Origin of the sequence: Microbacterium sp. NPDC089188, assembly GCF_040685155.1 — a bacterium.
Lineage (GTDB): Bacteria > Actinomycetota > Actinomycetes > Actinomycetales > Microbacteriaceae > Microbacterium > Microbacterium galbum.
Genome location: NZ_JBFBHH010000002.1, coordinates 576,652 through 603,253, shown reverse-complemented (window position 1 = coordinate 603,253; position 26,602 = coordinate 576,652). Strand labels below are relative to the sequence as shown.

The 26,602-nt window shown below is 70.6% G+C and carries 26 protein-coding genes; 12 read left to right on the top strand and 14 right to left on the bottom strand.

Translation table 11 applies throughout. The annotated features are described in order from the left end of the window. Nucleotides 1-222 precede the first annotated feature (222 nt). The 4 genes from AB0N80_RS09120 to opgC are packed head-to-tail and all read left to right on the top strand — an operon-like array spanning nt 223 to nt 5,491. A complete protein-coding gene (locus AB0N80_RS09120) occupies nt 223-2,139 on the top strand; it encodes a glycosyltransferase family 2 protein (RefSeq protein ID WP_315995263.1) in 1,917 nt (638 codons plus the stop codon). Between the two features lies 1 nt (nt 2,140). Continuing rightward, a complete protein-coding gene (locus AB0N80_RS09115) occupies nt 2,141-2,476 on the top strand; it encodes an STAS domain-containing protein (RefSeq protein ID WP_315994763.1) in 336 nt (111 codons plus the stop codon). Next, complete coding sequence (locus AB0N80_RS09110; protein WP_315994764.1) at nt 2,469-2,885, top strand: ATP-binding protein; 417 nt, start codon at nt 2,469-2,471, stop codon at nt 2,883-2,885. Before AB0N80_RS09115 ends, AB0N80_RS09110 begins: the two co-directional genes overlap by 8 nt. Beyond that, nucleotides 2,882-5,491 carry an OpgC domain-containing protein gene (opgC, locus tag AB0N80_RS09105; protein WP_363578538.1) on the top strand — a complete coding sequence of 870 codons (2,610 nt, stop codon included), beginning with the start codon at nt 2,882-2,884 and terminating at the stop codon, nt 5,489-5,491. The genes AB0N80_RS09110 and opgC overlap by 4 nt, the downstream gene beginning before the upstream one ends. Before the next feature lie 58 nt (nt 5,492-5,549). Here opgC and AB0N80_RS09100 read toward each other — a convergent pair whose 3' ends face one another. The 4 genes from AB0N80_RS09100 to AB0N80_RS09085 form a co-directional block, all read right to left on the bottom strand. Further along, a complete protein-coding gene (locus AB0N80_RS09100; protein ID WP_363578537.1) occupies nt 5,550-6,731 on the bottom strand; it encodes a GAF domain-containing SpoIIE family protein phosphatase in 1,182 nt (393 codons plus the stop codon). A gap of 401 nt (nt 6,732-7,132) precedes the next feature. Further along, the gene (locus AB0N80_RS09095) at nt 7,133-7,630 is read right to left on the bottom strand and encodes an HNH endonuclease (RefSeq protein ID WP_315994767.1); all 498 of its coding nucleotides are present in this window, start codon (nt 7,628-7,630) and stop codon (nt 7,133-7,135) included. 352 nt (nt 7,631-7,982) lie between these two features. Beyond that, entirely contained in the window at nt 7,983-8,798 is an 816-nt protein-coding gene (locus AB0N80_RS09090; protein WP_315994768.1) for a M23 family metallopeptidase, read from the bottom strand. Between the two features lie 339 nt (nt 8,799-9,137). Then, a complete protein-coding gene (locus AB0N80_RS09085) occupies nt 9,138-9,836 on the bottom strand; it encodes a metal-dependent transcriptional regulator (protein ID WP_315994769.1) in 699 nt (232 codons plus the stop codon). A gap of 99 nt (nt 9,837-9,935) precedes the next feature. On the opposite strand from AB0N80_RS09085, the gene serC reads away from it, so the two are divergent. Further along, nucleotides 9,936-11,057, top strand: coding sequence for a phosphoserine transaminase (serC, locus tag AB0N80_RS09080; protein WP_363578536.1), 1,122 nt, complete (start codon nt 9,936-9,938; stop codon nt 11,055-11,057). A 63-nt stretch (nt 11,058-11,120) separates the two neighbouring features. Here the strand turns inward: serC and AB0N80_RS09075 are convergent, their stop codons facing one another. Continuing rightward, entirely contained in the window at nt 11,121-11,756 is a 636-nt protein-coding gene (locus AB0N80_RS09075) for a DUF3027 domain-containing protein (RefSeq protein ID WP_363578535.1), read from the bottom strand. After that, a complete protein-coding gene (locus tag AB0N80_RS09070; RefSeq protein ID WP_307454093.1) occupies nt 11,740-12,123 on the bottom strand; it encodes a cold shock domain-containing protein in 384 nt (127 codons plus the stop codon). The genes AB0N80_RS09075 and AB0N80_RS09070 overlap by 17 nt, the downstream gene beginning before the upstream one ends. A 106-nt stretch (nt 12,124-12,229) precedes the next feature. On the opposite strand from AB0N80_RS09070, the gene AB0N80_RS09065 reads away from it, so the two are divergent. The 5 genes from AB0N80_RS09065 (at nt 12,230) to AB0N80_RS09045 (ending at nt 18,518) form a co-directional block, all read left to right on the top strand. Further along, complete coding sequence (locus tag AB0N80_RS09065) at nt 12,230-12,511, top strand: multidrug ABC transporter ATPase (protein ID WP_315994772.1); 282 nt, start codon at nt 12,230-12,232, stop codon at nt 12,509-12,511. Nucleotide 12,512: 1 nt separating this feature from the next. After that, the gene (locus tag AB0N80_RS09060) at nt 12,513-14,243 is read left to right on the top strand and encodes a helicase-associated domain-containing protein (protein ID WP_363578534.1); all 1,731 of its coding nucleotides are present in this window, start codon (nt 12,513-12,515) and stop codon (nt 14,241-14,243) included. Between the two features lie 47 nt (nt 14,244-14,290). Next, complete coding sequence (locus tag AB0N80_RS09055) at nt 14,291-15,940, top strand: DNA repair helicase XPB (RefSeq protein WP_315994774.1); 1,650 nt, start codon at nt 14,291-14,293, stop codon at nt 15,938-15,940. Nucleotides 15,941-16,009: 69 nt separating this feature from the next. Further along, entirely contained in the window at nt 16,010-16,702 is a 693-nt protein-coding gene (locus tag AB0N80_RS09050; RefSeq protein WP_076676776.1) for a response regulator transcription factor, read from the top strand. A 136-nt stretch (nt 16,703-16,838) separates the two neighbouring features. Continuing rightward, nucleotides 16,839-18,518: a HAMP domain-containing sensor histidine kinase gene (locus tag AB0N80_RS09045; protein ID WP_363578646.1), complete on the top strand. Its 1,680-nt coding sequence runs from the start codon at nt 16,839-16,841 to the stop codon at nt 18,516-18,518. A 303-nt stretch (nt 18,519-18,821) separates the two neighbouring features. On the opposite strand, the gene groL is transcribed toward AB0N80_RS09045, so the two are convergent. From groL to AB0N80_RS09020, 5 genes are all read right to left on the bottom strand, one after another. After that, on the bottom strand, nt 18,822-20,441 hold the full coding sequence (gene groL / locus AB0N80_RS09040; protein WP_363389829.1) for a chaperonin GroEL: 1,620 nt from the start codon (nt 20,439-20,441) through the stop codon (nt 18,822-18,824). A 172-nt stretch (nt 20,442-20,613) separates the two neighbouring features. Then, complete coding sequence (locus AB0N80_RS09035; RefSeq protein WP_076676782.1) at nt 20,614-20,814, bottom strand: cold-shock protein; 201 nt, start codon at nt 20,812-20,814, stop codon at nt 20,614-20,616. A 130-nt stretch (nt 20,815-20,944) separates the two neighbouring features. Further along, complete coding sequence (locus AB0N80_RS09030) at nt 20,945-21,547, bottom strand: LytR C-terminal domain-containing protein (RefSeq protein WP_315994776.1); 603 nt, start codon at nt 21,545-21,547, stop codon at nt 20,945-20,947. Between the two features lie 35 nt (nt 21,548-21,582). Further along, on the bottom strand, nt 21,583-21,837 hold the full coding sequence (locus tag AB0N80_RS09025; RefSeq protein ID WP_363578533.1) for a DUF3263 domain-containing protein: 255 nt from the start codon (nt 21,835-21,837) through the stop codon (nt 21,583-21,585). A gap of 9 nt (nt 21,838-21,846) precedes the next feature. Next, the gene (locus AB0N80_RS09020; RefSeq protein WP_363578532.1) at nt 21,847-22,836 is read right to left on the bottom strand and encodes a DUF2332 domain-containing protein; all 990 of its coding nucleotides are present in this window, start codon (nt 22,834-22,836) and stop codon (nt 21,847-21,849) included. Between the two features lie 72 nt (nt 22,837-22,908). On the opposite strand from AB0N80_RS09020, the gene msrB reads away from it, so the two are divergent. Together msrB and AB0N80_RS09010 are read left to right on the top strand one after the other, a co-directional pair. Then, a complete protein-coding gene (msrB, locus tag AB0N80_RS09015; protein WP_315994779.1) occupies nt 22,909-23,328 on the top strand; it encodes a peptide-methionine (R)-S-oxide reductase MsrB in 420 nt (139 codons plus the stop codon). Then, on the top strand, nt 23,325-23,894 hold the full coding sequence (locus AB0N80_RS09010; protein ID WP_363389841.1) for a nitroreductase family protein: 570 nt from the start codon (nt 23,325-23,327) through the stop codon (nt 23,892-23,894). The genes msrB and AB0N80_RS09010 overlap by 4 nt, the downstream gene beginning before the upstream one ends. Before the next feature lie 143 nt (nt 23,895-24,037). Here the strand turns inward: AB0N80_RS09010 and AB0N80_RS09005 are convergent, their stop codons facing one another. From AB0N80_RS09005 to AB0N80_RS08995, 3 genes are read right to left on the bottom strand one after another with little or no spacing between them, the layout of a single operon-like run. Continuing rightward, the gene (locus AB0N80_RS09005; RefSeq protein WP_315994781.1) at nt 24,038-25,012 is read right to left on the bottom strand and encodes a DMT family transporter; all 975 of its coding nucleotides are present in this window, start codon (nt 25,010-25,012) and stop codon (nt 24,038-24,040) included. A 47-nt stretch (nt 25,013-25,059) separates the two neighbouring features. Beyond that, nucleotides 25,060-25,431 carry a GntR family transcriptional regulator gene (locus AB0N80_RS09000; protein WP_363578531.1) on the bottom strand — a complete coding sequence of 124 codons (372 nt, stop codon included), beginning with the start codon at nt 25,429-25,431 and terminating at the stop codon, nt 25,060-25,062. Then, nucleotides 25,428-26,423, bottom strand: coding sequence for a hypothetical protein (locus AB0N80_RS08995; RefSeq protein ID WP_363578530.1), 996 nt, complete (start codon nt 26,421-26,423; stop codon nt 25,428-25,430). The genes AB0N80_RS09000 and AB0N80_RS08995 overlap by 4 nt, the downstream gene beginning before the upstream one ends. Nucleotides 26,424-26,602: the final 179 nt, after the last annotated feature.

The following is a 26,602-nucleotide window of genomic DNA, read 5'->3' as shown; positions in this document are numbered from 1 at the left end:
CGTCGGCCGGCGACCCCGTCACGACGAACCCGCGCCCGCGGGAGCGTACCTTCTCGACTCGACGACGCGCGCGTCAAGGATCGACGCGAAAGCCCGTCTTCATAGAAGATGAAAAGCGACGAAAGGTCCCCCCAATTGGTCGTCGAAACAACGATCCGTCGCGATGATCTGCGACGGGATGCACGACGTCGCGACGTCTCGCGCACACGACGTCTCGCTCTGGTGCGCGTGATCGTCATCCTGTCCGCCGCGACGGGCCTCAACTACATCACGTGGCGCTGGCTGGCGTCGGTGAACTGGGAGTCCTGGTGGATCGCGGTCCCCCTCGTGCTGGCCGAGACCTACAGCCTCATCGACTCCCTCCTCTTCGGCCTCGGCGCCTGGAGGCTGCGCGAGCGCCACGACGCACCCCCGCTGAAGCACGAGGTGACGGTCGACGTCCTCGTGACGACGTACAACGAGCCCCTCGACCTCGTCATGGAGACCGCTCGAGCGGCCAAGGCGATCCGCTACCCGCACGAGACCTGGATCCTCGACGACGGCGACCGCCCCGAGCTGCGCGCCCTCGCCGAAGCCGAGGGCATCGGCGTGATCACCCGTTCGGAGGCGTGGCGCGATCGCCCGCGTCACGCCAAGGCCGGCAATCTCAACAACGCGCTGATGGTGACCGAGGGCGAGTTCTTCCTCATCCTGGATGCCGATCAGATCCCCTCCCCCGACATCCTCGACCGCACGCTCGGATGGTTCGAGGACGACCGCGTCGCCCTGGTGCAGACCCCGCAGTGGTTCACCAACGTCCCGGCCAGCGACCCCCTCGGCAGCCAGGCGCCCCTGTTCTACGGGCCGATCCAGCAGTCCAAGGACGGATGGAACGCCGCCTTCTTCTGCGGCTCCAACGCGATCCTGCGCCGCGAGGCCCTCATGCAGCTCGGCGTCTCGCGCTACGTCGGCGAGGTCACCCTCGCCGTCAACCGCGGCATCCGCTCGTCCCGTCGCGTGCTCGCCCGAGCGCGACGCGAGCACGCGACCGACGCCCGCATCGTGGCATCCCTCGATCGCGTCTCCCGCGCGCTCGACGACCTCAAGGCGGGCATCGCGCGCGGCGACGCCCTCGCCGATCTCACCTACGGGTTCCAGCGGCAGATCATGGCGGTGCGCCGCGAGCTCGCCGATCAGGACATCGCCGAGGTGCGCGCCGAGCTCGCCGAGCTGGCGGAGGTGACGGGAGACCCCGCCGCCCTCGCCGCGATCGACGACCTCGCCCTCGAAGCCCTCGGCGAGCGCAGCCTGTCGCCCCTGGCCGCGGTCGAGTCGGTCAGCATGCTGGTGGAGTCCTTCGACGTCGGGCGCGAAGAAGAGGCGCAGGCCATCATGCCCCTCGCCACGATCTCGGTCACCGAGGACATGGCGACCTCGATGCGCCTGCACGGCCTCGGCTGGAAGTCGGTCTACCACGACGAGGTGCTCGCGAAGGGTCTCGCCCCCGAGGATCTCCCGACCATGCTCACCCAGCGCCTGCGCTGGGCGCAGGGCACGATGCAGGTGATGTTCCGCGAGAACCCGCTCGTGCAGAAGGGCATGAGCTGGGGTCAGCGGCTGATGTACTTCGGCACGATGTGGAGCTACCTGTCGGGCTTCGCCGCGATCGTGTACGTCGCCGCCCCCGTGCTGTACCTGTCGTTCGGGGTCATGCCCGTCCAGGCATGGAGCGTGGACTTCTTCGCGCGCTTCATCCCGTTCTTCGTCATCAACCAGGTGCTGTTCCTGGTGGTGGCCAACGGCCGACCGACCTGGCGGGGCGCGCAGTACTCGCTCGCCCTGTTCCCCGTGTGGATCCGCTCCGTCACGAGCGCGTTCGACAACGTCTACCGCGGGCGTTCGCTCGGGTTCTCCGTCACCCCGAAGACGCGCTCGCTCGAGAACCGCCCCCGCTGGGACCTCGTGAAGCCGCAGCTGTGGGTCATGGGCGCCCTCGTGGCCTCGCTCGGCGTCGTCGCCGTGCGCTACGCCGCGGGGCAGGCCGAGGGCATCGCTCCGCTCATCAACATCGCGTGGGTCCTGTACGACCTCGCCGTCTTCAGCATCATCGTCCGCGCGGTGCTGTACTCCGCCTCCGATCACCAACCGAAGGGTTACTGACATGCTCCAGGTCGACATCGACTCCCGCCCCGACGGAACGGTCGTCACGCCGCGCGGCCGTCTGACCATGGTGTCGGCGAAGTCGTTCCGCGAAACGGTCACCGCCGAGATCACCCGAGGGAAGGGCGACATCGTGGTCGTGGACCTCTCGGAGACCGAGTTCGTCGACTCGTCGGGACTCGGCGCGCTCGTCGCCTGCCTGAAGACGGCGCGCCAGGCCGGCGGCGACCTGCGCCTCGCGGCCCCGAGCGAGCAGGTCACGATGGTGCTCGGCCTCACCAACCTCGACCGGGTGCTGCGTCCGCGTCCGAGCGTCGACGAGGCCCTCCGTGACTGAGCCCGCGGCGCGCCGCTCCCTCGACGCCGCCGTCGTCCCGGCGAGCCTCGACGCCATCTTCGACCTGCTCGCCGGGTGGTGGGACGAGGTGGGCGAGGTGACGCCGATGACGCGGTTCGGCTTCGAGACGGCGGTGATCGAGATCGCCGGCAACATCGTCGAGCACTCGCGCGGCGAGTCCGACGAGCGCCGGTTCACCCTCGACCTCTTCGCCGATGCGCAGCGGCTCGTCGCGACGTTCCGCGACGACGGCGACCCTCCCCTGCTCGACCTGGCATCGGTGCGCATGGCGGATGCCGACGAGGAGAGCGGCCGCGGCCTGGCCCTCGCCAACGCGGGGGTCGACGACGTCGACTTCCGTCGCGACGGCGACCGGAACGTCTGGACGTTGGAGACGAGACGAGAGTGAGGCACGCGGGACGACGGATCGCGGCGGCCGTGGGGGCCACCGCCGCACTCCTTCTGATCGGCGTCTCCCCCGCCCTGGCCGCGGTACCCGCGCCCTCGGCGGCATCTGGCACGGTCGCGGCGCCCGCGACGCCGGATCCCCGCGCGACCCCCGACGCGCCCGGGGCATCCGTCACGCCCTCCGCCACCCCGACCGCGACGCCGCCCGCCCCGGCGACCGACGGCGTGCGTTTCGGCCCCGAGCTCGACTGGGGCGACGACGGACCCGACGGCTACCGCACCCGGCTCGGCGAGACCCCGGCGATGTACAGCGTGCGCCTGTCGTACCCCCTCGACGCGCGTTCGATCTCGGAGTGGCAGCACGCCGCCCTGCAGGTCGCCGGGCAGGGGGCCTCGCTGGTGCTCACCCTGGAGCCCTCGGCCGAGCTCGAGACCTTGACCGACGCCGACGCGGCCGAGCTCACCATGCGCCTCGAGCGTTACCACTCGCAGTACGGCACCGAGCAGTTCGTGCGTTTCGCGCCCGAGATGAACGGCTCGTGGGTGTCGTGGGGGCAGCAGCCCACGGCCTACGTGGCCGCGTTCGACGACGTCGCCGCTGCCGTGCACGCCGGCACCTCCGGCGCCGAGATGGTGTGGAGCCCCTCCTACGGCGCCGGATACCCCTTCGAACGCGCCGACGGCCGCCTCGACGCCATCACCGTGCGCGACCGCGTCGCGATCGACACCGACGGCGACGGGCTGTTCACAGAGGCCGACGACCCGTACGGTCCGTATTTCCCGGATGCCGACTCCGTCGACCGCGTGGGACTGTCGCTGTACTACTTCGGCAAGGGCGAGGCGGCGGCCGCCGCCGGCCGCGACGTGCCGCTCGAGGAGAACGCCGCCCCGGAGGACGGCGAGGTCGCCGCACGGCTCGACGAGAGATGGGGCTACACGACCGGTCAGCGCTCCTCGTTCTACGACCGCTTCGCCGTCGGCCAGGGCAAGCAGCTCCTGCTCGACACCGGCGCGCTGTACGACTTCGGTCGCGAGGGCGACTCCGAACTGGCGGTGAAGCGCGGCTGGTGGACGCAGATGCTCGCCGAGCTCGGCGACCACCCCCTCATCACCGGGATCACCTGGCTCGAGGTGGTCCGCGAAGAGGCCGAGGCCGGTGGACGCGAGGTCGACTGGCGCGCGACGGCGAACGGCGAGCTGGCCACCGCGCTGCGTGACGACCTGCTCTCGACGGGCCTCATCCGCTGGGGACCGGTCTCCGATGTCGTCACGCCCGAGCAGGGGGTGGCCGCCACGGTGCAGGTGCGTCAGGGCGGCGCGGATCCGAACGAGGAGATGAACTGGATCACCGGCAGCGCAGCCGTCCTCGCGGTCGCGTTCCTGGCATCCGGGATCATCGGTCGCGCGCTGCCGAAATGGCGCTACGACGACACCTCGGCCAGCCGCGACCTGCGCATCGACATGGTGCGCGGCTTCATCATCGTGGTGGTGGTCGTGACGCACATCGAGGTCACGAGCCCGTTCGCCTACGCCTCACTCAAGGCGATCGGTGCGATCACCGGGGCGGAGTTGTTCGTGCTGCTCAGCGGCATCGTGCTGGGCATGGTGTTCCCCGCGGCGGTCGCCCGCGCGGGCGAGTGGGGCGCGGCGGTGGCGGCGTGGGGACGCGCGCGCAAGCAGTACCTCGTCGCCCTGGCCGTGATCCTGCTGGTCTTCGCGATCGGCTTCCTCCCCTTCGTCGACGCCTCCGCGGTGACCACCTTCACCGATCGCGGGACGGGCGAAGGAGGCTCCGGCGACAGCGGACGCGTGTACGACCTCTATCCCAACGGCGAGCGCCTGCTCGACTATCCGCCGCCGTGGTACGCCGTCCGCCAGTTCCTCCTGCTCGAGATGGGCCCGTGGCCCTTCAACATCATGGGCCTGTTCGTGGTGCTGAGCCTGGCGTATCCCGCGTTGATGTGGCTCATCAAGAGGCGCCTGTGGTGGCTCGTGCTCGCTCTCAGCTGGGGCGTCTACGTTCTGCACGGCATCGCCCCCGACGTCCTGCGCCTTCCGTCGCAGTTCGACGCGGTGTTCCCCCTCGCGCTCTGGCAGGTGCTGTTCACGCACGGCCTCGTGATCGGGTACTACCGTCGCCGGATCATCCGCGCACTCACGTCGCTGCCCGGCAAGATCGGTGTCGGTGTCTTCGTGGTCGGCTATGCCGGCATCCTGGTCTACCTGTGGGCGGGGCAGACCTACGGCTTCACCCCCGTGCCCTTCCCGGCCGACCTCTACGCGGGTCTCTACGACTCCGGCTACCAGCGCATCTTCCTCGAGTGGGGGCGTCTGCTCGACCTGCCGCTCGTGCTGGTGTGCACCTACGCGGTGCTGACGGTCGCCTGGAAGCCGATCGAGAAGAGCATGGGCTGGCTCTGGATCCCCCTCGGCCAGGCGAGCCTGTACGTGTTCATCGTGCACGTGTTCTTCGTGCTCGCCGTGGCGAACATCCCGGGGCTGGACCGCGGGAGCTTCTGGCAGGGGACACTCATCCACGCGGCGGTCATCGGGATCATCTTCGTCATGGTCCGCAAGCGCTTCCTGTTCACCGTCATCCCACGCTGAGGCCGCAACGACGGATGCCGGGTCCTCGCGCCACGCGAGGACCCGGCATCCGGAGTGCTCAGTGCACCGACAGCACGACGGCGGTGACGTCGTCGTCGACCTCGTGGGTGGAGACCTTCAGCGCGAGCTCGTCGAAGAACCCGCCGGTGTCGGCGGCGGCGCGCAGATCGTCGCCGATCATGCGGAGACTCTCGAGCGTGGAGTCGTAGGCGTCGAGCGCCCCATCCGAGACGCTGACGAGCAGGTCGCCGCGACCGACCCGCACGCGACCGGGCTCCCAGGTCACGTCGGCCGGACGCAGCCCGAGCGGGAGGTTGCGCGAGTCGAGCCTCTCGCTCGTCCCGTCGGCGTGCAGCACGAGGGTCAGGCCGTGACCGGCGTCGACGAAGTCGACCGTGCCGGAGGCGGCGTCCACGACGGCATGGAAGACGGTCGCGAACACATCGCGGTAGCGGCCGTCGGCGCGGGCCTCGTCCTCGACCGAGAGCATCGCCTGCACGGGGTCCATGTCGCGCCGGGCCTGCAGGGCTCCGAGCAGCGCGTCGGCGACGGCCCCGGCGGCCTCGCCCTTGCCCATCACGTCGGCGAGGGTGACCACCACCCGTCCGCCCACCTGCTGCCAGCCGCTGCTGTCTCCGCTGACGACCCCGTGCGGGATGGCGAGGGATGCCAGGCCCACGCCGTCGGCGCTGCCCCGCTTCTCCCGTCCGGTCGCCGGGCCCGCTGCAGCGGCCGGATCGGCGGGCGCGGCCGGGGCGGACGCGTCGGCCTCGCTCTGCCGCACCTCCGCCTGGGCCCAGCGGCCGAACTGCTCGAGGCTGCGCCGCTGCGCGTCGCTCAGCGACCGGGCGTCGGAATCGAGCAGGCACAGCGTGCCCACGGCATCGCCGTCGTCGGTGCGCAGAGGGAAGCCCGCGTAGAAGCGCATCCCGAACTCCGTGACCGACGCGATGTCGCGGAAGCGCTCGTCTGCGGTCGCGTCGTCGACCTCGAGCAGACCATCCTGCTTGACCGTCTCGCCGCAGAACACCGCCTCGCGCGGCGACCGGCCGAAGCGCGGTCCCTCCGGTTGCGACTTCGTGTAGACCTCGTCGGTGTCGACGATGTTCACGAGCGCGTAGTCGACGTCGAAGAGCTCGCGCGCGAGGCGCGTGATGCGATCGAACCGTTCCTCGGGGGGCGAGTCCATCAGCCCTGTGCGCTCGACGGGGGATTCGGGGGTGGGCGTGTCGGAGGTCATCGGGGGGTCTGTCCTTCCGCGGGGCGTGACACCGCACGGATGAGCGGCGACCGACGCGCTCTCGCGGACGCGGACAGCTTCGACTCGGAAGACTCCCCCACGTCGTCGCGGAATCGATCGCGCCGACTCTTCGACTCTAGCGAGTGAGGGGCGATGCCGGGCGGAGCCGCCGCACGATCCCCGTTCTCGCCAAAGCGACCGGAGGTCCGCCTCCCTCGCCGCGATCTCGCCGATCACCCTCGGCACGAGGCGGTCGAGCACCGTCGCACGGGAACGCCGCCCACTGCGCCTCGAGACGTTCACCGCCGCGGCGACCGCACCGTTCCGGCCGCGCACGGGCACCGCCACCGAGGTGAGCCCGGGCGCGAGCTTCACCTCGACGACGGCCCCCACGCGTCAGATCATGCGGCGAGCGCCAGGTACGGCTCCCAGCGCGGGTCGCTCTTGTCGACGCCCCGCACCGTCCACGACGAGCCGCGCGGGGGCGCGGGCACGAGTCGCAGCTCCCACCGCATCTCCTGCGGGGTGCGATCGCCCTTGATGTTGTTGCAGGCCAGGCAGCAGGCCACGAGGTTCTCCCACGTATCCTTCCCGCCGCGAGAGCGCGGCAGCACGTGGTCGATGGTCGACGCGGCCTTGCCGCAATAACCGCACCGGTGCGCGTCGCGCCGCAGGACCCCGCGGCGCGTGACCGGCACCTGACGCGCCCCCGGCACCCGGACGTATCGCGTCAGGATGATCACCGCCGGGCGGTCGTAGGTTCCCGCCGCCGCCCAGACGGGGTCTTCCTCGATGCGTTCGATGACCGTGGCCTTCTCGTTCATGACGAGCACGAGCGCTCGTTTGAACGACACGACCGCGAGGGGCTCGTAGCCCGCGTTCAGGACCAGTGTGCGCATTCCGCTTCCTCTCGAATGGCCGAGACGGCTTCTCGGATGTTCGACTCGCGACGACGGCTGAGGCGCAGGGGTATGAAAAAAGGCGCTGTCTAGGCAGACAGCGCCTGGGTGATCGCGGCGAAACCGCGGCATCCGAACACACGATGCCGAAGAACGAGCAGCCCGAGCGCATCCATGGTGCGGATGCGCGGGCTGGTGTTCATCGGCGTTCCCTCCGGTTCTTCCGACGTCGCTGACAGGCTAACCCACTGCGACACGCCCGGGGTCGGGTGCGGGGGGAAACAGGAAGCGGCGTGTCGGAGAACGATCGTCTCCGGCACGCCGCTTCAGGTCGCGATCTCCGCGACGGAGGTCAGCCCGCGTTCTGCTGCAGCCAGGCGTAGGGGTCGACGACCGAGCCGTTGATGTGCACCTCGAAGTGCAGGTGGTTCGCGGTCGAGCTGCCCGTCGAGCCGACGAGGCCGATCAGCTGGCCTGCGGCGACGGTCTGGCCCGCCTGCACCTGACGGCTGCCGTACGTCATGTGACCGTAGGTGGTCGACACCTTCTGGCCGTTGATCACGTGCTCGATGACGATGCCGACGCCGTAGCCGCCGTAGCTCTCGGACGAGACGCTCACGACACCCGCCGCGGCGGCGAAGATCGGCTGACCGCCGGGGGCGAGCAGGTCGACGCCCTGGTGGTAGCCCGAGTCCCAGAGGCCACGGCCGAGGATGTAGCTGGTCAGCGGCCAGCGCACCTCGCCCGAGCCGGGAGCGGTCATCGTGAGGTCGATGTTCGAGACCGACGAACCGGCGGTGGATGCCGACTGGCGGGCCCGCTCCGCGGCTGCCGCCGCGGCGGCTGCAGCCGCCTCCTCGTCCTTCTTCTTCTGGATCTCCTCCGCCGTGGTGGCGGAATAGCTGCTGCGGTCGAGGCTCTCGGCCGTCGCGTCCGACGCGACGACGAGCGACTGGTTGTCGGGCGCCGACATCTGCTGCAGCGACATCGTCTGGGCCGCGGGCACCGTGGCCGCGTACGCCGGGATCGCGACGGTGGCGACGAGCCCTGCGACCATCGACAGGATCACGGCGCTGCGCAGCGGCTTGACCCCGCGCCGCCGGGCGGCGCCGGTGGGGGCGGGAGCGGTACGGGCGACGGGTGCGGTCGCCGTGGAGCGGGACTGCATCGGGCGGCGGGTGGGTCGAGCGACCTCAGCGCGCGCGCTCTTGCGGGTGGGACCCGTTGCGGGGACCTCGGGTAGGTCCGCAGCGGGATCGTTGTGTTCAGCCAAAGTTCCTCCGGCGCCTCTGCGTCTGGGACGCTGGCTCGTCAGCACTCGATGGTTGGGGGCACGATGTGCGGGCTTCACCCTCTGCGGACGACGAGCCGATGAGGCAAACCGCGAGGGGTCCGACGGCGGGCTTCTCGCCTGTGGACCCTCAGAGGCTACCCGAAGATAACGAACAAGTCACGCTCTGCATCGAGTGACGGCCCAATGCCCGGCGAAGGCTCAGCCTCGGTCGACTCAGCTCTCGGCGACGAGGAAGATGTGCGACGCGACCTCGACCGGGAGTTCGAGCCCCTCGTCGACGCCCTCCATCTGCACCAGCACGTACCCCTCGTTGAAGCGGTAGTCGCCGCGCGCTCCGGGCAGGACCCCCGCCGCCTTCAGCTGCTGCAGGAGCTCGGGGTCGACCTGCGCCGGCTCGGCGAGCCGACGGACCGTGCCCGAGATCGGACCGCCCGCGTCGGTGAGCTTGCGCACCAGACCCACGACCCCGTCGTCGAACGTGGCGCTCGCGGTGTCGCCGAGCTGGTCGAGACCGGGGATCGGGTTGCCGTAGGGAGACTCGGTGGGGTGGCCGAGCAGCTCGACGAGCCGGCGTTCGACCTGCTCGCTCATGACGTGCTCCCACCGGCAGGCCTCGTCGTGCACGTAGGCCCAGTCGAGACCGATGACATCGCTCAGCAGCCGCTCGGCGAGACGGTGCTTGCGCATGACGTCGACCGCCTTCTGACGACCGTCGGAGGTCAGCTCGAGGCGCCGGTCCTCGGACACCACCACGAGGCCGTCGCGCTCCATGCGTCCCACGGTCTGCGACACCGTCGGACCCGAGTGGCCGAGGCGCTCGGAGATGCGCGCGCGCAGCGGCACGATCTTCTCCTCCTCGAGCTCCAGGATGGTGCGCAGATACATCTCGGTGGTGTCGATTAGGTCGGTCATTCAGCAGTCCTCGATGTCGCGCGGCAGGTCCTCCCAGCCTACCGACCCCCTCCGACATGAGCACCGGAGGGCCGGGACCGGGACCCTAGAATCGGTCCCATGCCGCACGTGGAACTGCCCAGTGACCTCCTGCCCGCCGACGGCCGCTTCGGATGCGGCCCTTCGAAGGTGCGCGGTGCGCAGCTCGAGGCCCTCGTCACCCGCGGGGCGTCGATCCTCGGCACTTCGCACCGCCAGGCGCCGGTGAAGAACCTCGTCGCCAGCACGCGCGAGCGCCTCGCGCAGCTGTTCCGCCTCCCCGAGGGGTACGAGATCATCCTGGGCAACGGCGGATCGACCGCGTTCTGGGATGCCGCGGCCTTCGGCCTCATCGAGAACCGCAGCCAGAACCTCGTCTTCGGCGAGTTCGGCGGCAAGTTCGCCTCCGCGGCCGCAGCCCCCTGGCTGCAGGCGCCCGACGTCCGCAAGGCCCAGCCGGGCAGCCGCACGGTCGCCGAGGCCGTCGAGGGCGTCGACGTGTACGCGTGGCCGCACAACGAGACCTCCACGGGCGTATCCGCGCCCGTCCAGCGCGTTCAGGCGGATGCCGGCGCGCTCACCGTGATCGACGCGACCAGCGCCGCGGGCGGCATCGACTTCGACGTGACGCAGGCCGACGTCTACTACTTCGCCCCGCAGAAGAACCTCGGCTCCGACGGGGGCCTGTGGTACGCCGCCGTCTCGCCGGCCGCGATCGAGCGCATCGAGGGCATCGCGGCATCCGACCGCTACATCCCCGAGTTCCTGAGCCTGAAGAACGCGCTCGACAACTCCCGCCTGCAGCAGACCCTCAACACCCCGGCCCTGGCCACCCTGCTCCTGCTCGACGAGCAGCTCGGCTGGATCCTCGACAACGGCGGCCTGTCGTGGGCGGCCGGCCGAACGGCGGAGTCGTCGGCGGCACTGTACGACTGGGCGGATGCCAGCACGGTCGCGACCCCGTTCGTCGCCGACCCGGCCGACCGCTCCCCCGTCGTCGTCACGATCGACTTCGACGAGAGCATCGACGCCGCGGCGATCGCGAAGAGCCTGCGCGCCAACGGCATCGTCGACACCGAGCCTTACCGCAAGCTCGGCCGCAACCAGCTGCGGGTGGCGACGTTCGTCTCGATCGAGCCCGACGACGTCCGCCGCCTCATCGGCGCGATCGACTACACGATCGAACGCCTTCCCGGCGCCTGAGCCGGTCACGACGAAGGCCGCCCCGCATCACGCGGGGCGGCCTTCGTCGTTCGGGGCTGCGCGTCAGTAGCTGCGGTCGCCCTCGTCGCGATCGTCGTCATGATCGTCGTCGTACGCGTCCGCGTCGTCGTCGCCGTCATCATCCGCGTGGTCGTCGTCCGCGTCGTCGCCGTCCGCCCGATGGTCGGGGGCGTGGTCCGCGTCGAGTTCGTCGATGTCCACGCCGTCGAGGTCGCCCGCGTGGAAGCGGGCCTTGGGCTCGTCCTCTTCTTCGTCGTCGTCGTCATCGGAATCGTCGTGCTCGTCGTCGACGTCGTCGTCATCCGCTTCGTCGTCGGCATCCTCTGCCGCCGCGGCGGCCTGGGCCGCCTGGTACTCGGCCAGTCGCGTCGCCCACGGCACCCAGTCGGGGGCGAGCAGCGCGCCGTCTCCGGGGAGCAGCTCGACCTCGAGCACCGTCGGCTCGGAGTCCTCGACGACCGCCACGCTCACCGTCCAGAACCACCCCGGGTATCCCGACAGGCGCGTGTGAAAACGGAGCGAGACGACGCCGTCGTCTTCGAGGGTGTATCCCGCGGCGGGGCCGACGGTGTCGGCCGCGGTGATCTCGTGCAGGGCCGCGAGGGCGAGATCGTGCGCGCCGGTCAGCCGCTCGTCGGCGACCGGCGAGGGCTCACCCTGCTCAGGCTTCGAAGTCATCGGCGACCTTGCGCAGGACCGCGGCGATCTTCTGGGCGTGCGGGCCGCTGGGATAGCGACCGCGACGCAGGTCACCGCCGATGCCGTCGAGGAGCTTCACGAGGTCCTCCACGATGATCGCCATGTCGTCGGCCGGCTTGCGCGACCGCTTCGACAGGCTCACCGGAGCGTCCAGCACGCGGACCGACAGCGCCTGCAGTCCGCGCTTGCCGTCGGCCACGCCGAACTCGAGGCGCGTTCCGGCCTTGGGAGCGGGGGTCCCGGCGGGCAGAGCCGTGGCGTGCAGGAACACGTCCTGGCCGTCATCGGTGCTGATGAAGCCGAAGCCCTTCTCGTCGTCGTAGAACCTGACCTTGCCGGTGGGCATGGACACCTCGCTGGATATGTGCGCGAACGCGCGGCGGAACGCGGGAACCGAGCGGATCCCGGTCTTCCAGCCTACGACACCGGCGCCAGGCAGTAGGCTGAGCGCGATGAGCACCCGCACCACCGGCGGCAGCACGCCGGGCGACGACGTTCCCGTCCGACGTATCGACCGCATCCTGGCGTTCATGTCGCTGGGTCTCCTCGTGCTGTCGATCGTGTGCTTCTTCGCGATCATCGTTGGCTCCAGCTCCGGAGCCGACATGGGCTCGGGCATCTGGCCGACGATCGGGGTCATCGTCTACATCGCCCCACCGGTCGCCTTCGTGTGCCTGCTGGCCGTGCTCATCATGAGCTTCGCCCGAAGGGCGCGGGCCAACAAGGCCCGCTGACGTGCCCGAGACCTCCGCACAACGCGCACTGGCGGTCTCGTTGGGCGCGCGCGACGACGCCTCTCTCGCACGCCTGTTCACGGGGCGGCACGTCGCTCCCTCGAGCGCCTGGCGCGACATGTTCGACGCCGCCGAGGCGCTTCTCGATCCGGCCTCGGTCGCTCGGGAGCTGCCCGCCCTGACGCGCGACGAGGCGATCGCGCTGCTCGACGCCGTCGCCGGCAGCCCGGCCACCGGCGCCGCGCGCGACGCGCTGATCGCGCGCGCCCTGGTCGGCGACGACGGCATCCCGTTCCCGACCGTCACGAGCGCGGTGCACGAGGCGCTCCCCGACGGACTGCCCGCGGCCCCGTCCGCGACGGCGCCCGCCCCGGCCTCGGAGACGGCCTCGGCAGCGGCGGAGGCCGCTTTCACCAACGCCGCCTCGGTCGCCGACATCCTCATGCTCACGCTCGAGTCCCCCCTCGGCCGTATCGGGTCGGGGTCGCTCGGCGCGACGGAGCGGCGACGACTCGTCGACGCGGGGGCGGTGACCACCGCCGCCGAAGCGGACCTGCTGGTCGGCCTCGCCTCCGACGTCGGCCTCCTGGGCGCGAACGACCGAGCGTGGCTCGTTTCGCCCCGGGGCCGCGAATGGCTGCGCCTGCCGACCCTCGAGCGCTGGAGCCGCACGGCGGTGGCCCTGCGCGATGCTCTCCCCCGCGCGTATCGAGCGGATGACGGAGGCTGGATCCCCAGCGAGCACTGGGCCGACGCCACCCCCTTCGACCCCGAGGGGCCCGAGCGCGCGACGCTGTGGATCCGGCGGCTGGTGCGCTGGGGCCTGCTCGACGCGGCGGGACGCGTGGCGCCCTGGGCGGCCCCCCTCGCGGCCGGCGGCGAGCTCGACACCTCCGCGTTGAAAGAGCTGCTGCCCCCCGAGGTCGACCGCGTCTACCTGCAGAACGACCTGACCGCGATCGCGCCGGGACCCCTGGCGCCCCACCTCGACGTGCGGCTGCGCACGATGGCCGCGCGCGAGTCCCGCGCCCAGGCCTCGAGCTACCGTTTCAGCGCCGGCACGGTGGGCGCGGCGATCACCGCGGGCGAGACCGCGGAGTCGCTCCGGAGCTTCCTCACCGAGATCTCCCTCACGGGCCTGCCGCAGCCGCTCGCGTATGTCATCGAACGCACCTCCGCCGAGCACGGCCGCGTGCGCGTGGGCGTCGACGCCGACACCTCTCTTACGCGGGTGACCACCGACGACGAGACCCTGCGACGCTCGATGGAGGTCGATCAGTCGTTGCGCTCGATCGCCCTGGCGCGCGACGACGGCGACGACCTCGTCTCCCACGTCTCGGCCGACGTCGTTTTCTGGGCCCTCACAGACGCGCACTATCCCGCTGTCGCCGTCGACGCCGACGGCCGCCCCCGCGCTCTCGAGCGCGCGAAGCTCGCCGGCGCCGAGCAGCCGGCGTCCGACCCCGACGAGCTCTACGCCCCGCTCCTGGGGCGCCTGCGCAACGGCGCCCAGGACTCCGATGCCGCGTGGCTCGAGCGCGAGCTCGATCACGCGGTCCGCGCCCGCGCCGTGGTCGACGTGACCGTGCGGCTGCCCGACGGGTCGGCACGAGTGTTCCGGCTCGAGGCGACGGGTCTCGGCGGCGGACGCCTGCGCGGACGCGACCGCGCGGCCGACGTCGAGCGCACGCTCCCCCTCTCGCACATCGAAGGGGTCGCCCCGGTCGACTGAGACCAGGGGACGCCGGGCTGCTTGCGACCCCGGTAGACTCGAACGCTATGTCTGACGGCCCCTTGATCGTGCAGAGCGACCGCACCGTCCTCCTCGAGGTCGCGCACCCCCAGGCGGAGACGGCGCGGCACGAGCTCGCGGTCTTCGCCGAGCTCGAGCGCGCACCCGAGCACATCCACACCTACCGGATCACGCGGCTCGGCCTGTGGAACGCCCGCGCGGCCGGCCACGACGCCGACGCGATGCTCGAGACGCTCGACACGTGGTCGCGCTTCCCCGTCCCCGCATCCGTCAGCACCGACATCCGGGAGACGGTCAACCGGTACGGGCGCCTCGTCATCGAGCGCAACGACGAGGGCGCCCTCGTCCTGCGGTCGACGGATGCCGCCGTCCTCGGCGAGGTCTCGCGCAACAAGCGCATCGCTCCCCTGCTGATCGGGCATCCCAGCCCCGACAGTTACCTCGTCGACGCATGGGCACGCGGTCACATCAAACAAGAGCTGTTGAAGATCGGCTGGCCCGCCGAAGACCTCGCCGGATACACCCCCGGCACCCCGCACCCGATCGACCTCGCCGAAGACGGCTGGAGCCTGCGCCCCTACCAGCGTCAGGCGGTGGACTCGTTCTCCGAGGGCGGGTCCGGCGTCGTGGTGCTCCCCTGCGGCGCCGGCAAGACGCTCGTGGGCGCGGGGGCGATGGCCGACACGCGCACGACGACCCTCATCCTCGTCACCAACACCGTCAGCGCCCGTCAGTGGCGCGACGAGCTGCTGCGGCGCACGACCCTGACCCCCGACGAGATCGGCGAGTACTCCGGTCAGGTGAAGGAGATCAAGCCGGTCACCATCGCGACGTACCAGATCCTCACCGCCAAGCGGAAAGGCCAGTACGCCCACCTCGCCCTGCTCGACGCCCTCGACTGGGGCCTCGTGCTGTACGACGAGGTGCACCTCCTCCCCGCCCCGGTCTTCAAGCTCACCGCCGACCTGCAGGCGCGCCGCCGCCTCGGCCTCACTGCGACGCTCGTGCGCGAGGACGGACGCGAGGGCGACGTGTTCAGCCTCATCGGCCCCAAGCGCTTCGACGCGCCGTGGAAGGAGATCGAGGCCCAGGGCTTCATCTCCCCGGCCGCCTGCTACGAGGTGCGCATCGACCTCCCGGCCGACGAGCGCCTCGAATACGCCGCCGCGGCCGACGAGGATCGCTATCGCCTCGCCGCCACCGCCCCCGCGAAGATCGACGTCACGCGCCGCCTGGTGCAGCGGCATCCGGGTGAGCGCGTGCTGGTCATCGGGCAGTACCTCGATCAGATCGACGAGCTCGCCGAGGCGTTGAACGCCCCGCAGATCACCGGCGCCACCCCGATCCCCGAGCGCGAGGAACTGTTCCAGGGCTTCCGCGACGGCAGCATCCCGCTGCTCGTCGTCTCGAAGGTGGCGAACTTCTCGGTCGACCTCCCCGAGGCGTCCGTCGCGATCCAGGTGTCGGGCTCGTTCGGCTCGCGGCAGGAGGAGGCGCAGCGTCTCGGACGTCTGCTGCGGCCTAAGCAGTCGAACCACACGGCGAGCTTCTACACCCTCATCGCGCGCGACACCGTCGACCAGGATTTCGCGCAGAACCGTCAGCGCTTCCTCGCCGAGCAGGGCTACGCCTACACGATCCTGGATGCCGACGGGATCGACGCCGCGGCCGCCTGACGCATACCAGCACGCGGCTTTCCGTTCCATATCCAGGACATTGCGGGGTCGGATCACGATAATGAGGGGATGACAGCTCCTCGCATCCTCGTCGTGGACGACGAACCGAACATCCGCGACCTGCTCATCACGAGCCTGCGCTTCGCCGGTTTCCAGGTGCGAGCCGTGGCCAACGGCGCGCAGACGATCTCGGCCGTGCTCGAAGAAGAACCCGACCTCATCGTGCTCGACGTGATGCTGCCCGACATGAACGGCTTCAGCGTCACCAAGCGGCTGCGGGGTGCGGGCTACACCGCCCCCATCCTCTTCCTCACCGCGAAGGACGAGACCGAGGACAAGATCGAGGGGCTGAATGCCGGGGGCGACGACTACGTCACTAAGCCCTTCAGCCTCGATGAGATCGTCGCCCGCATCCAGGCGATCCTGCGTCGCACGATGCAGGCCGATGAGGAGTCGATCATCCGCACCGGCGAGCTGACGATGGACCAGGACACCCACGACGTCAGCGTCGGCGACGTCTCGATCGACCTCAGCCCCACGGAGTTCAAGCTCCTGCGTTACCTCATGCTCAACCCCAATCGCGTGCTGTCGAAGGCCCAGATCCTCGACCACGTCTGGGAGTACGACTTCAACGGCGACGCCGGCATCGTCGAGAGCTACATCTCGTACCTGCGTCGCAAGATCGACCCGCACTCCTCCGAGCCGCTCATCCAGACCAAGCGCGGCTTCGGCTACATGCTGAAGTCGGGCAAGAGCGCCTGAGCGGAAGGCGTCCGCCCTGTCGCCCTCCGACGATGCCCTGACGCGCTGGTGGCGAGGTCTGAGCCTTCGGACCAAGGTCACCGGTGTGACCGTCGCGCTGCTCGCGATCGGTCTGTTCACCGCGGGTATCGGCACCATGGTGTTCCTGCGCACCACGCTGGTGAACAATCTCGACGAGCAGTTGGCCCAGCAGGCGGCGGGCAGCATCGCCAACAGCATCTTCACCACGACACCGGTCGACGGCGGCATCGAGTTCACGCAGGTCGAGAACGCCCCGCAGATCGGGTCGATGGTCGTGGTCTACGGTCCTGACGGCCGACGCGAGGCCTTCTACAACGGCACGTCGTCGAAGGCGCTGCCGCAGCTGCCCGACACCTTCACCGTCGAGCAGACGTACGGCCAGATCGACCGACGCATCGAGCTGGAGGACCCGGACTCCGGAGCGCACTTCCTCGCGCGCGTCGGCGTCCTGCAGGTGCCGGGCAACCCCGGCGTCTACACGCAGATGGTCGTGCAGCCCCTGGCGCCCACCGACCGCATCGTCGCCGCGTACGTCGGCATCTACGCGTTCGTCGCGCTGCTCATCCTCATCGCCACGGCCCTGCTCACGAGGTGGCTGGTGACGCTCGCCTTCCGCAACCTGCGCCAGGTCGAGACGACCGCGATGGACATCGCCGCGGGCGATTTCAGCCAGCGCCTCACCGACATCGTGCCCGACACCGAGGTGGGGCGGCTCAAGACCGCCATCAACGCCATGCTCGCGCGCATCGACGGCGCGCTCGGGCAACGGGATGCCACCGTGCGGCAGATGCGCCGGTTCATCGGTGACGCGAGCCACGAGCTGCGCACCCCGCTCGTGACGATGCGCGGCTATGCCGAGCTCTACCGCATGGGGGCGATCCGCTCCGACGAGGACGTGGCGCAGTCGATGGAGCGCATCGAGAAGGAAGCGATCCGCATGGGGGCGCTCGTCGAGGATCTTCTCGCGCTCGCCCGCCTCGACGAGCGCCGTGATGTCTCGATCACCGAGCTCGACCTGCGTCCCATCGCACGTGACGCCGCCCTCGACCTGCGGGTGACCTCGCCCCAGCGCGAGGTCACGGTCGACGACACCACTTCTCGCGGTCCGCTCGTGCTGCCCACGATCACCCTCGATCCACTGCTCGATTCGGGCGGACACCCCGCCGAGGCCGCGACGCGACGCCGCACGGCTCCCACCACGTCGGCCATGGCGATCGCCGGAGCCACGCTGTCGCGCCTGCGCCGCCGCCAGAAGGACGGCACCGATCCCGCCACGACGACCGGGGAGGCACCGACGACCGAGCCGGCCGCACCGCCGGCCGGAGCGATGCGTCCCACACCGCGGCTGGCGCCGATCGTGCTGGGCGACGAGAACAAGGTGCGTCAGGTGGTGGCGAACCTCCTGGGCAACGCGCGTCGATTCACCGCCGACGACTCCCCCATCGGGCTGCGCGTGGGAGTGGATGCCGAGAACGACATGGGCTGGGTCGAGATCATCGACCACGGCGAGGGCGTTCCCGAGCAGATCCGCGACCAGATCTTCCAGCGCTTCTGGCGCGCCGACACCTCGCGCACGCGCGAGACCGGCGGATCCGGCCTCGGTCTGTCGATCGTGGCATCCATCGTCGATCTGCTGCACGGTACGGTCGAGGTCGTCGACACCCCCGGCGGGGGCGCGACGTTCCGGGTGTCTCTTCCGCTGGCCGATCGTCGCGACGCCGCGGAGCATGCGCTGATCGAGACGCAGCCGCTCGAGCGCCTCCCCGACGATCACCGGCCCGACACCCCGGCCTGAGACGCCGCGCTCCGTTTCCCGGCGGGGATCGTCCGGCCGGGACCGCGTGAGCGAGTCCCTTCGGCAGATCACGCCGCCTGGTCGTCTCGCGACGTGGGCGAAACGATCCGCAGCACGCCGGAAGGACACGCGGCAGGCTCGAGCGCTCGCGCGAGCGAGAGGGCTCGGCGGCGTCGTTCGTCGACGCGCCGCCTCGGGCGACCGGGGCACCGTCATCGGCGTGTGAGACCGCGCCACCCGGCCCGCCGGAACGGAGAACGCCCCCTCCCGGAGGAGGGGGCGTTCTCGGGCGTCAGGCGTGGATCAGAAGTCCATGCCACCCGTCGGGTCGCCCGCGGGAGCGGCGACCTTCTCGGGCTTGTCGGCGACGACGGCCTCGGTCGTGAGGAACAGACCGGCGATCGACGCGGCGTTCTGCAGAGCAGAGCGGGTCACCTTGGCGGGGTCGATGATGCCCTGTGCGAACAGGTCACCGTACTCGCCGGTCGCGGCGTTGAGGCCGTGGCCCACGGGGAGCTCCGACACCTTGTTCGCGACGACACCGGGCTCGAGACCGGCGTTCAGCGCGATCTGCTTGAGCGGAGCCTCGATGGCGACCTTGACGATGTTCGCACCGGTCGCCTCGTCGCCCGAGAGCTGGAGGTTCGCGAGAGCGTTCTTGCCGGCCTGGATGAGCGCGACGCCACCACCGGCGACGACACCCTCTTCCACGGCGGCCTTGGCGTTGCGCACGGCGTCTTCGATGCGGTGCTTGCGCTCCTTGAGCTCGACCTCGGTCGCGGCTCCGGCCTTGATGACGGCGACGCCACCGGCGAGCTTCGCGAGGCGCTCCTGGAGCTTCTCGCGGTCGTAGTCGCTGTCGGTGTTCTCGATCTCGCGGCGGATCTGGGTCACGCGACCCTCGATCAGCTCCGACTCACCGGCACCCTCGACGATCGTGGTCTCGTCCTTGGTGATGATGACCTTGCGAGCACGGCCGAGCAGGTCGACGGTCGCGTTCTCGAGCTTGAGGCCCACCTCTTCGGTGATGACCTGGCCGCCGGTGAGGATCGCGATGTCCTGCAGCTGAGCCTTGCGGCGGTCGCCGAAGCCGGGAGCCTTGACGGCGACCGACTTGAAGATGCCGCGGATCTTGTTCAGCACCAGGGTCGCGAGCGCTTCGCCCTCGACGTCCTCGGCGATGATGAGGAGCTCCTTGCCCTCCTGGATCACCTTGTCGACGATCGGCAGAAGGTCCTTGATGTTGGAGATCTTCTGGTTGGCGATCAGGATGTACGGGTCTTCGAAGACCGCTTCCTGACGCTCGGGGTCGGTGACGAAGTAGGGGTTGATGTAACCCTTGTCGAAGCGCATGCCCTCGGTGAGCTCGAGCTCGGTGCCGAAGGTGTTGCTCTCCTCGACGGTGACGACGCCTTCCTTGCCCACCTTGTCGATGGCCTCGGCGATGAGCTCGCCGATCGCGGGGTCGGCGGCGGAGATCGACGCGGTGGCGGCGATCTGCTCCTTGGACTCGACCTCCTTGGCGGAGGAGAGCAGCTCGTCGGTGACGGCCTTGACGGCCTTCTCGATGCCCTTCTTGAGCGAGATGGGGTCGGCGCCGGCCGCGACGTTGCGCAGGCCCTCGCGCACGAGCGCCTGGGCGAGAACGGTGGCGGTGGTGGTGCCGTCACCCGCGACGTCGTCGGTCTTCTTGGCGACCTCCTTGACCAGCTCGGCGCCGATCTTCTCGTACGGGTCGTCGAGCTCGATCTCCTTGGCGATCGAGACACCGTCGTTCGTGATCGTGGGGGCGCCCCACTTCTTCTCGAGCACGACGTTGCGACCGCGGGGGCCCAGGGTCACCTTGACGGCGTCGGCCAGCGTGTTGAGGCCGCGCTCGAGACCGCGACGGGCCTCTTCGTCGAAAGCGATGATCTTTGCCATAAGTGTGTCGTCCCTCCCGGACGGGTGACTTCCAGATTTTGGCACTCGACGAAAGCGAGTGCTAACTCATTCTGGCACTCGCCCCTGGGGAGTGCAAGCCGCGAGGCCGTCCGTGAGACGACGAACGCCGTGGCATCCCGGTGAGGGATGCCACGGCGTTCGAGCCAGCGGATCAGGCCAGTCGCACGGACTCCGCCTGCGGGCCCTTCTGACCGGTGCCGACGGTGAATTCGACCGCCTGACCTTCCTCGAGGACGCGGAAGCCCGACATCTCGATGCTCGAGTAGTGGACGAACACGTCCTGCCCATCGGACACGGTGATGAAACCGTAGCCCTTCTCGGCGTTGAACCATTTGACGGTGCCCTGCGTCATGCGAATCTCCTGTTGCTGGATGACTCGGTCATCGTAAGCACGCCGGATGCCGCCGAACCGGCCCCTCCGGGGATTGTTGACGCGCGTGCCCCCAACTTGTTACGCCGCGGAAACACGCGGCGCGAGAGGGTCACTGCGCGGTGGCGGAGGGGGTCGCGCCGGCGGCGCGGTCGAGGCCGATCACCACGACGAGTCGCTTGACGGCGCTCTCGTCGTCGGGGGTGTTCGGGTCGTCGGTCGGCTGCAGGAAGTCGCTCTGCGCGACCTCGGCGCCGCCGATGGTCTGTGCGAGGCCCCGCGCCGCCGCCTCGTCGCCGTCGCGCAGGTAGTAGATCGTGGTCTGAGCGAAATCGGTGGAGTCGGAGTCCCCCGTCTCGACGGTGTCACCGGCCCACCCCGCCGCCACGATCTGATCGCGCACCGTCGCGGCGAGGCCGTCCTGGCCCGTGCCGTTCAGCACCACCACCGAGTACGAGGTGTCGACGACGACGGCCTCGGTCGGTTCTGCCGACACGGTCGGAACGGGTGCGTCATCGGCGCCGAGGCTGATGCGGCCCGAGGCCACGAGGGACCCGAAAATGCCCACGATGATGAGCACGAGCGTGGCGATGGCCGCCCACAGGAACACGATCCATCCGCGCGTGCGCGGTCGCTCGGCCCGGTGCGCCCCGACCCGGCCGGTGGAATCGGGCAGGTCGTCGAAGCGATCCCGAGGGAAGGTCGATCTGGCCATTGGACGATGCTATCGGTCGACGCCTGAGCACCCCGTCAGCGGGCCGCCGTCCGACCCAGCCGGGCGCGCTGCTGCGCCACTGCGTCGTCGCGTCGCCGCCGCAGACGGCGAACGAGCATCGGGTCGTGCGCGAGGGCGTCGGGGGTGTCGATCAACCGCCCCAGCAGCTGGTAGTAGCGCGCCGGCGTGAGGTCGAACTCCGCCCGGATCGCCTCCTCCTTCGCACCCGCGTGGCGCCGCCATTCACCCTCGAAGGCGAGGAAGGAGAGGTCGCGGTCCGAAAGAGGCACGGCGCCACGCTACTGCGCCGACGACGCCCCTCCCGGATGCCACGCCACCCACGCGCCGAGTGGATCCACTTCGGCCAGCACCTCCCCGTCCAGCGCCAGGGCGAAGCCGCCCCGTTTCACGCCCGGTGCTGCCGTCCATCCGTCGTGGAGGCCGGGGGCGTCGAGCGTCACCCAGCGTCCCGCGGTGCGGGCGGCGTCGATGACCGCCCCGCGCCGAGCGCGCGGCACGTGCGCGAGCACGCCCGGCGTCGTGACCACGAGCGTGGCGTCGGCGGGGGCCTGCGCGGCGAGCGCGGGCAGGGCGTCCGCGCCGTCGCCGGAGACCAGGAGCGGCGGATCGACGGCGGCGATGTCGAGAGCGGCGACGATGCGCTCACGTCGCCCCTCCTCCCCCGGCCACACGAGCCCCTCGAGCCACGCCCGGTCATCCGCGTCGCGGGCGTCGAGCGGGTTGAGGTCGATCCCGGCGCGCCAGACGATCTCGGGCATTCGAAGGACGGGGTCGCCGGTCAGGTCGCTGTGCAACTCGACCGTCGAGGGGCCGTCGACCGGGTCGAGGGCGATGAGCTCGTCGCCTCGGCGGTAGCGGTACGAGTACCGGTCGGGGTACAGGCACAACCCGGCGCTCGCGCCGACCTCGAGCAGCGCGATCGGACCGTCGATGCGGGCGAGCGCCGGCAGCAGAGCGGCGCACCGGAGCGGCTCGTTGGTCTGCACGCTGCGCACCCGGCACTGCGCGGCGATCTCATCGGCGTGTGCGACGACCCACGGGGCCCACGCGTCGACGTCGTCCATCGGCGCCCCGCGCACGCGCATCACCGCGAAGACGAGCGGGGGTTGACGGCGGGTCTCGGGAATCGGCGCGAGCGCGGCAGCGACCGTCGGATCCTTCGCCACGCGATGCGCCCAGGCCTCGTAGACCGCGGATCGGCCGGGCGCCTCATCGCGGGCGAACCGTCCATAGCGTTCGACGACGGCATCCACGGCATCCTGATCCACTCACGAATCATCGCAGCACGACCCGGTCGGCGCCGGGCACGAGACAATGGGAGCAGACGAAGGAGAGAACACATGACCTACGCCGTCGACAAGTCCGACGACCAGTGGCGCGCCGAGCTCAGCCCCGAGCAGTACGCGGTGCTGCGCCAGGCGGGAACCGAGCGCGCCTGGACCGGTGAGCTGCTCGACGAGAGCCGCGCCGGCCTCTACACCTGCGCCGCGTGCGGCAACGAGCTGTTCCAGAGCGGCACCAAGTTCGACTCGCACTGCGGATGGCCCAGCTTCTACGAGTCGGTTCGACCCGAAGCGGTCGAGCTGATCGACGACAACAGCCACGGGATGCAGCGCACCGAGGTGCGGTGCGCCAACTGCGGCTCGCACCTGGGACACGTCTTCCCCGACGGCTTCGGCACCCCCACGGGCGATCGGTACTGCATGAACTCGCTGTCGCTGAACTTCACCCCGGCCGACTCCCCCGCCGACGGAGCATGAGCGCCCTCGAAGCCATGCGCGACCGTCGGTCGTGGTCGAAGGTCACCGACCTCGCCCCGACCGGCCCCGAGCTCGAGGCCTTCGTCGCCGCGGCCGGTCGCGTCGCGGATCACAAGAGCTTGAAACCGTGGCGCCTGATCGAGATCCGCGGTGCGGATCGCGACCTCCTCGCGCGTGCGCTGAACAAGGCCGACGGCAAGAAGGGGTATTCCTCCAAGCCCCGGCGCGCTCCGCTCATCATCGCGGTCGTGGCCGATCTCGGCTCGAAGAAGATCCCCTCGTGGGAGCAGGAGGCCGTGGCATCCGGTGTCGCCCACATGCTGAGTCTCGTGCTCGACGAGGCGGGGTTCGGGGTGTTCTGGCGCACCGACGACAACACCCGCCACAAGGTGCTGGCGAAGGCTCACGGCCTGGCGAAGCACGAGGTGCTGCTGGGCTGGCTCTACGTCGGCGGCAAGCCGAAGATGTCGCGGCCGGTCCGGCGCAAGACGCTGGATGCCGCGAAGCACCTCTCGCGCATGCCGGGGGGCAAGAAGAAACGCACGGTCGACGAAGCGCGCCTCTGACGCGCGCGATGCCACGGCCTCGACGCCGCCGACTCCGGTCGGCGGCGTCGTCGTGTCTCCGGCGGGGCATGAACGCGCCGCGGGCGCGCGGCGTGAGCCGCGCGAACGGCCGACGTGTCGGGCCGCGTCCGGGGGGAACGCTCCTAGCGGCTCCGGCGCCTCCACGGCACGGCGGCCACGGCGACCCCGGAGATCGCCACGGCGGCGGCGAGAAGCGCCACCGGGGTGGCGGGTGCGGCGGGGGCGGGCCAGAGGGCGTCGAGCAGCACCGAGGTGGTGAGCAGGCCGACCACCGACCCCAGACCCAGCAGCAGCACGCCCGTTCGACGCACGACCACCGCCGACAGGAAGATGTAGATCACGCCGACCGCCCCGCCGACGTAGAGCCACGGTTCCGTCGGCACGGCGCGGGGAGCGCCCACGACACCGACGTGAACGAACGCGGCCACGAGCAGCACCACGGTGCCGCCGATGAAGTTCACCAGCGTCGCCGTCAGCGGACTCTCCACGCGCACGCGCAGTCGCCCGTTGGTCCCCTGCTGCCAGGCGACGCCCGCTCCGGCGATCGCTGGAACGATGAGCATCCACAGCGGCACACCGTTGACGGCATCCCCCGACAGGCACACCACGACCCCGGCGATCGCCAGGAGCGCGCCGATGACGCGTCGCACCGTGACGGGCACGACGCCCGCCGGTCCGAAGCCGACGCGGTCCAGCACGAGCCCCCCGGTGGTCTGCCCGGCGACGAAGCCGACCGTGAAGAGGGCGACTCCGATGGTCGCCACGGTCAGCCCCTGACTCGCGACGGTGAACGCTCCCGCAAGACCGCCCAGCAGCATCCACGCGGGGATCGTTCGCGATCGGATGCCGGACACGAGGCGCTCGAATCCGCGGCGACCCTGCGGAACCAGGGCCGACAGCGCGATGAGGATGATCAATCCCGACCCGAACGAGATCGCGGCCGCGACGAACCCGTCACCGATCTCCGCCCCGAGCGTGCCGTTGATGCGGGCCTGGAGGGCCGTGAGGGCGCCGATGAGCACCGCTCCGGCGACGGCGAGGCCGACCGATCCGCGCTCCGCCACCGCTCTCCCCTCGTTCCCCCGCTCGGGGGCCACGGTCGATCGTAGGGGACGGCCGGTCGCGTCCGACGCGCGCCGATAGGTCACGCGGAACGGACGTCGTCCGACATGGTGCGCAAGACGTCGATCAGCGTCTCGAGATCGACCCCCTCCGCCGCCGCCGCATCGGCGATCGACCGGAGGCGTCGCGCGAGATCGGCCGAGAGCGCGGCCACCCCGGGGGCGACACGGGTTCCCGACCCCACCCTGCTCACGGTGAGACCGTCCGCCTCGAGGGCGCGATACGCCTTCTGCACCGTTCCCGGCGCCACACCGAAGTCGACGGCGGCTTGACGCACCGTCGGCAGCTTCTCCCCGACGCCGAGCCGCCCCGAGACGATCAGCCCGCGGAAGAAGCGGTGGAGGTCATCGGTCGAGGCGGGCTCGACGACGTCGTCCGGAGTCGGAGTCCTCACGCCGCGCTCCCCGCGGTCCGCGCGAGGCGCCGGCCGGGCGCGACGAGCTCGCCCGCGCGGATGACGAGGAGCGCGAGCACCACGGCCCCGCTGATCTCGAGCACGGGCGCGAGCATCCCGCCGAGAACGATGAGATCCTCGTGCGGGACGGAGACGTTCACGGTCTCCCCGCTGTGGGCGAACGTCATCGACGTGAGGACGGCCGCCCGCGTCATGCGCAGCAGACCCGCCAGCGCCAGGAGCGTCGCCGCGAGAGCGACGGCGACCAGCCCGCGGGCCGTCATCGCGCGTCGAGAGCGCTCCTCGTCCCACCCGAGGCCCCCACGGAAGGGACGGACGCTGTTCCGATGCAGCGCCAAGACGGTCGCCGCGATCACGAGCATGAGGGCCGAGATCGTGGGGATGCCGTAGGCCCACCCGGGAAAGGGCAGAACGACGGGTGCGTACGCGGTATTGGGGGCGTCCAAGGCGACGTGAGCACTGACCCCCGAATCGAGCGACATCGCCGTGGTCCCGAACACCACGACGATCGCCCCGGTGAGGGCGGCGAGCGTGACGAGAGCGACGAGTTCGCGCCGCGGCCCGAAGGTCGTCCAGGTGCGCCGCGTCACCGAGAGGGCATCGACCGCGCGCCGCGCCCCTCCGGCGCGCAGCGATGCGCCCAGGACGACGAGGCCGCCGGTTGCGACGAGAGGAGCGACGGCGAACCGCCACCACGACACGGTCGCCGACATGTCGAAGACGTACCCGCGCAGGACGACGTCGGCGAGCCACGCCGCGCCCACCATGAGGGCGAGCGCGCCGAGCGCGACGCGTTCGCGATCGGCGCCGGCGGCGGACGCCCCGCCCGGTCGCCGCCGGACGCGAGCGACGATGAGGGCGAGGACGACGGCTCCGGCGGCGCACACCACCGGGGACGACGCCAGCCCCCACCCGATCTCGGCCGGCGACACCTGCCACAGCCTGCTCGCGATGCTTGCGATCTCGCCCATCATCGTGCGCCCACCTTTCGTATCTTTCCGCTGGCACAATTTGTACCACACAGACGGAACAAAAGGGTCGACTCGGGCCCCCGTCCGGATCGCTCGCGCCCCTCCCCTCGCCGCGGGTACGCCGCCCCCACCGCCCGTGTTTTGAAGAGGATGTACCGCGCACCCCGGCATCCGTGCCG

Excerpts from the sequence above, each read along its gene's own strand:
- AB0N80_RS09115 (WP_315994763.1), top strand. The coding sequence starts at position 2,141 with ATGCTCCAGGTCGACATCGACTCCCGCCCCGACGGAACGGTCGTCACG.
- AB0N80_RS09100 (WP_363578537.1), bottom strand. The coding sequence starts at position 6,731 with ATGACCTCCGACACGCCCACCCCCGAATCCCCCGTCGAGCGCACAGGG.
- AB0N80_RS09095 (WP_315994767.1), bottom strand. The coding sequence starts at position 7,630 with ATGCGCACACTGGTCCTGAACGCGGGCTACGAGCCCCTCGCGGTCGTG.
- AB0N80_RS09090 (WP_315994768.1), bottom strand. The coding sequence starts at position 8,798 with ATGCAGTCCCGCTCCACGGCGACCGCACCCGTCGCCCGTACCGCTCCC.
- AB0N80_RS09085 (WP_315994769.1), bottom strand. The coding sequence starts at position 9,836 with ATGACCGACCTAATCGACACCACCGAGATGTATCTGCGCACCATCCTG.
- serC (WP_363578536.1), top strand. The coding sequence starts at position 9,936 with ATGCCGCACGTGGAACTGCCCAGTGACCTCCTGCCCGCCGACGGCCGC.
- AB0N80_RS09075 (WP_363578535.1), bottom strand. The coding sequence starts at position 11,756 with ATGACTTCGAAGCCTGAGCAGGGTGAGCCCTCGCCGGTCGCCGACGAG.
- AB0N80_RS09070 (WP_307454093.1), bottom strand. The coding sequence starts at position 12,123 with ATGCCCACCGGCAAGGTCAGGTTCTACGACGACGAGAAGGGCTTCGGC.
- AB0N80_RS09065 (WP_315994772.1), top strand. The coding sequence starts at position 12,230 with ATGAGCACCCGCACCACCGGCGGCAGCACGCCGGGCGACGACGTTCCC.
- AB0N80_RS09055 (WP_315994774.1), top strand. The coding sequence starts at position 14,291 with ATGTCTGACGGCCCCTTGATCGTGCAGAGCGACCGCACCGTCCTCCTC.
- AB0N80_RS09050 (WP_076676776.1), top strand. The coding sequence starts at position 16,010 with ATGACAGCTCCTCGCATCCTCGTCGTGGACGACGAACCGAACATCCGC.
- AB0N80_RS09045 (WP_363578646.1), top strand. The coding sequence starts at position 16,839 with ATGGTGTTCCTGCGCACCACGCTGGTGAACAATCTCGACGAGCAGTTG.
- groL (WP_363389829.1), bottom strand. The coding sequence starts at position 20,441 with ATGGCAAAGATCATCGCTTTCGACGAAGAGGCCCGTCGCGGTCTCGAG.
- AB0N80_RS09035 (WP_076676782.1), bottom strand. The coding sequence starts at position 20,814 with ATGACGCAGGGCACCGTCAAATGGTTCAACGCCGAGAAGGGCTACGGT.
- AB0N80_RS09030 (WP_315994776.1), bottom strand. The coding sequence starts at position 21,547 with ATGGCCAGATCGACCTTCCCTCGGGATCGCTTCGACGACCTGCCCGAT.
- msrB (WP_315994779.1), top strand. The coding sequence starts at position 22,909 with ATGACCTACGCCGTCGACAAGTCCGACGACCAGTGGCGCGCCGAGCTC.
- AB0N80_RS09010 (WP_363389841.1), top strand. The coding sequence starts at position 23,325 with ATGAGCGCCCTCGAAGCCATGCGCGACCGTCGGTCGTGGTCGAAGGTC.
- AB0N80_RS08995 (WP_363578530.1), bottom strand. The coding sequence starts at position 26,423 with ATGGGCGAGATCGCAAGCATCGCGAGCAGGCTGTGGCAGGTGTCGCCG.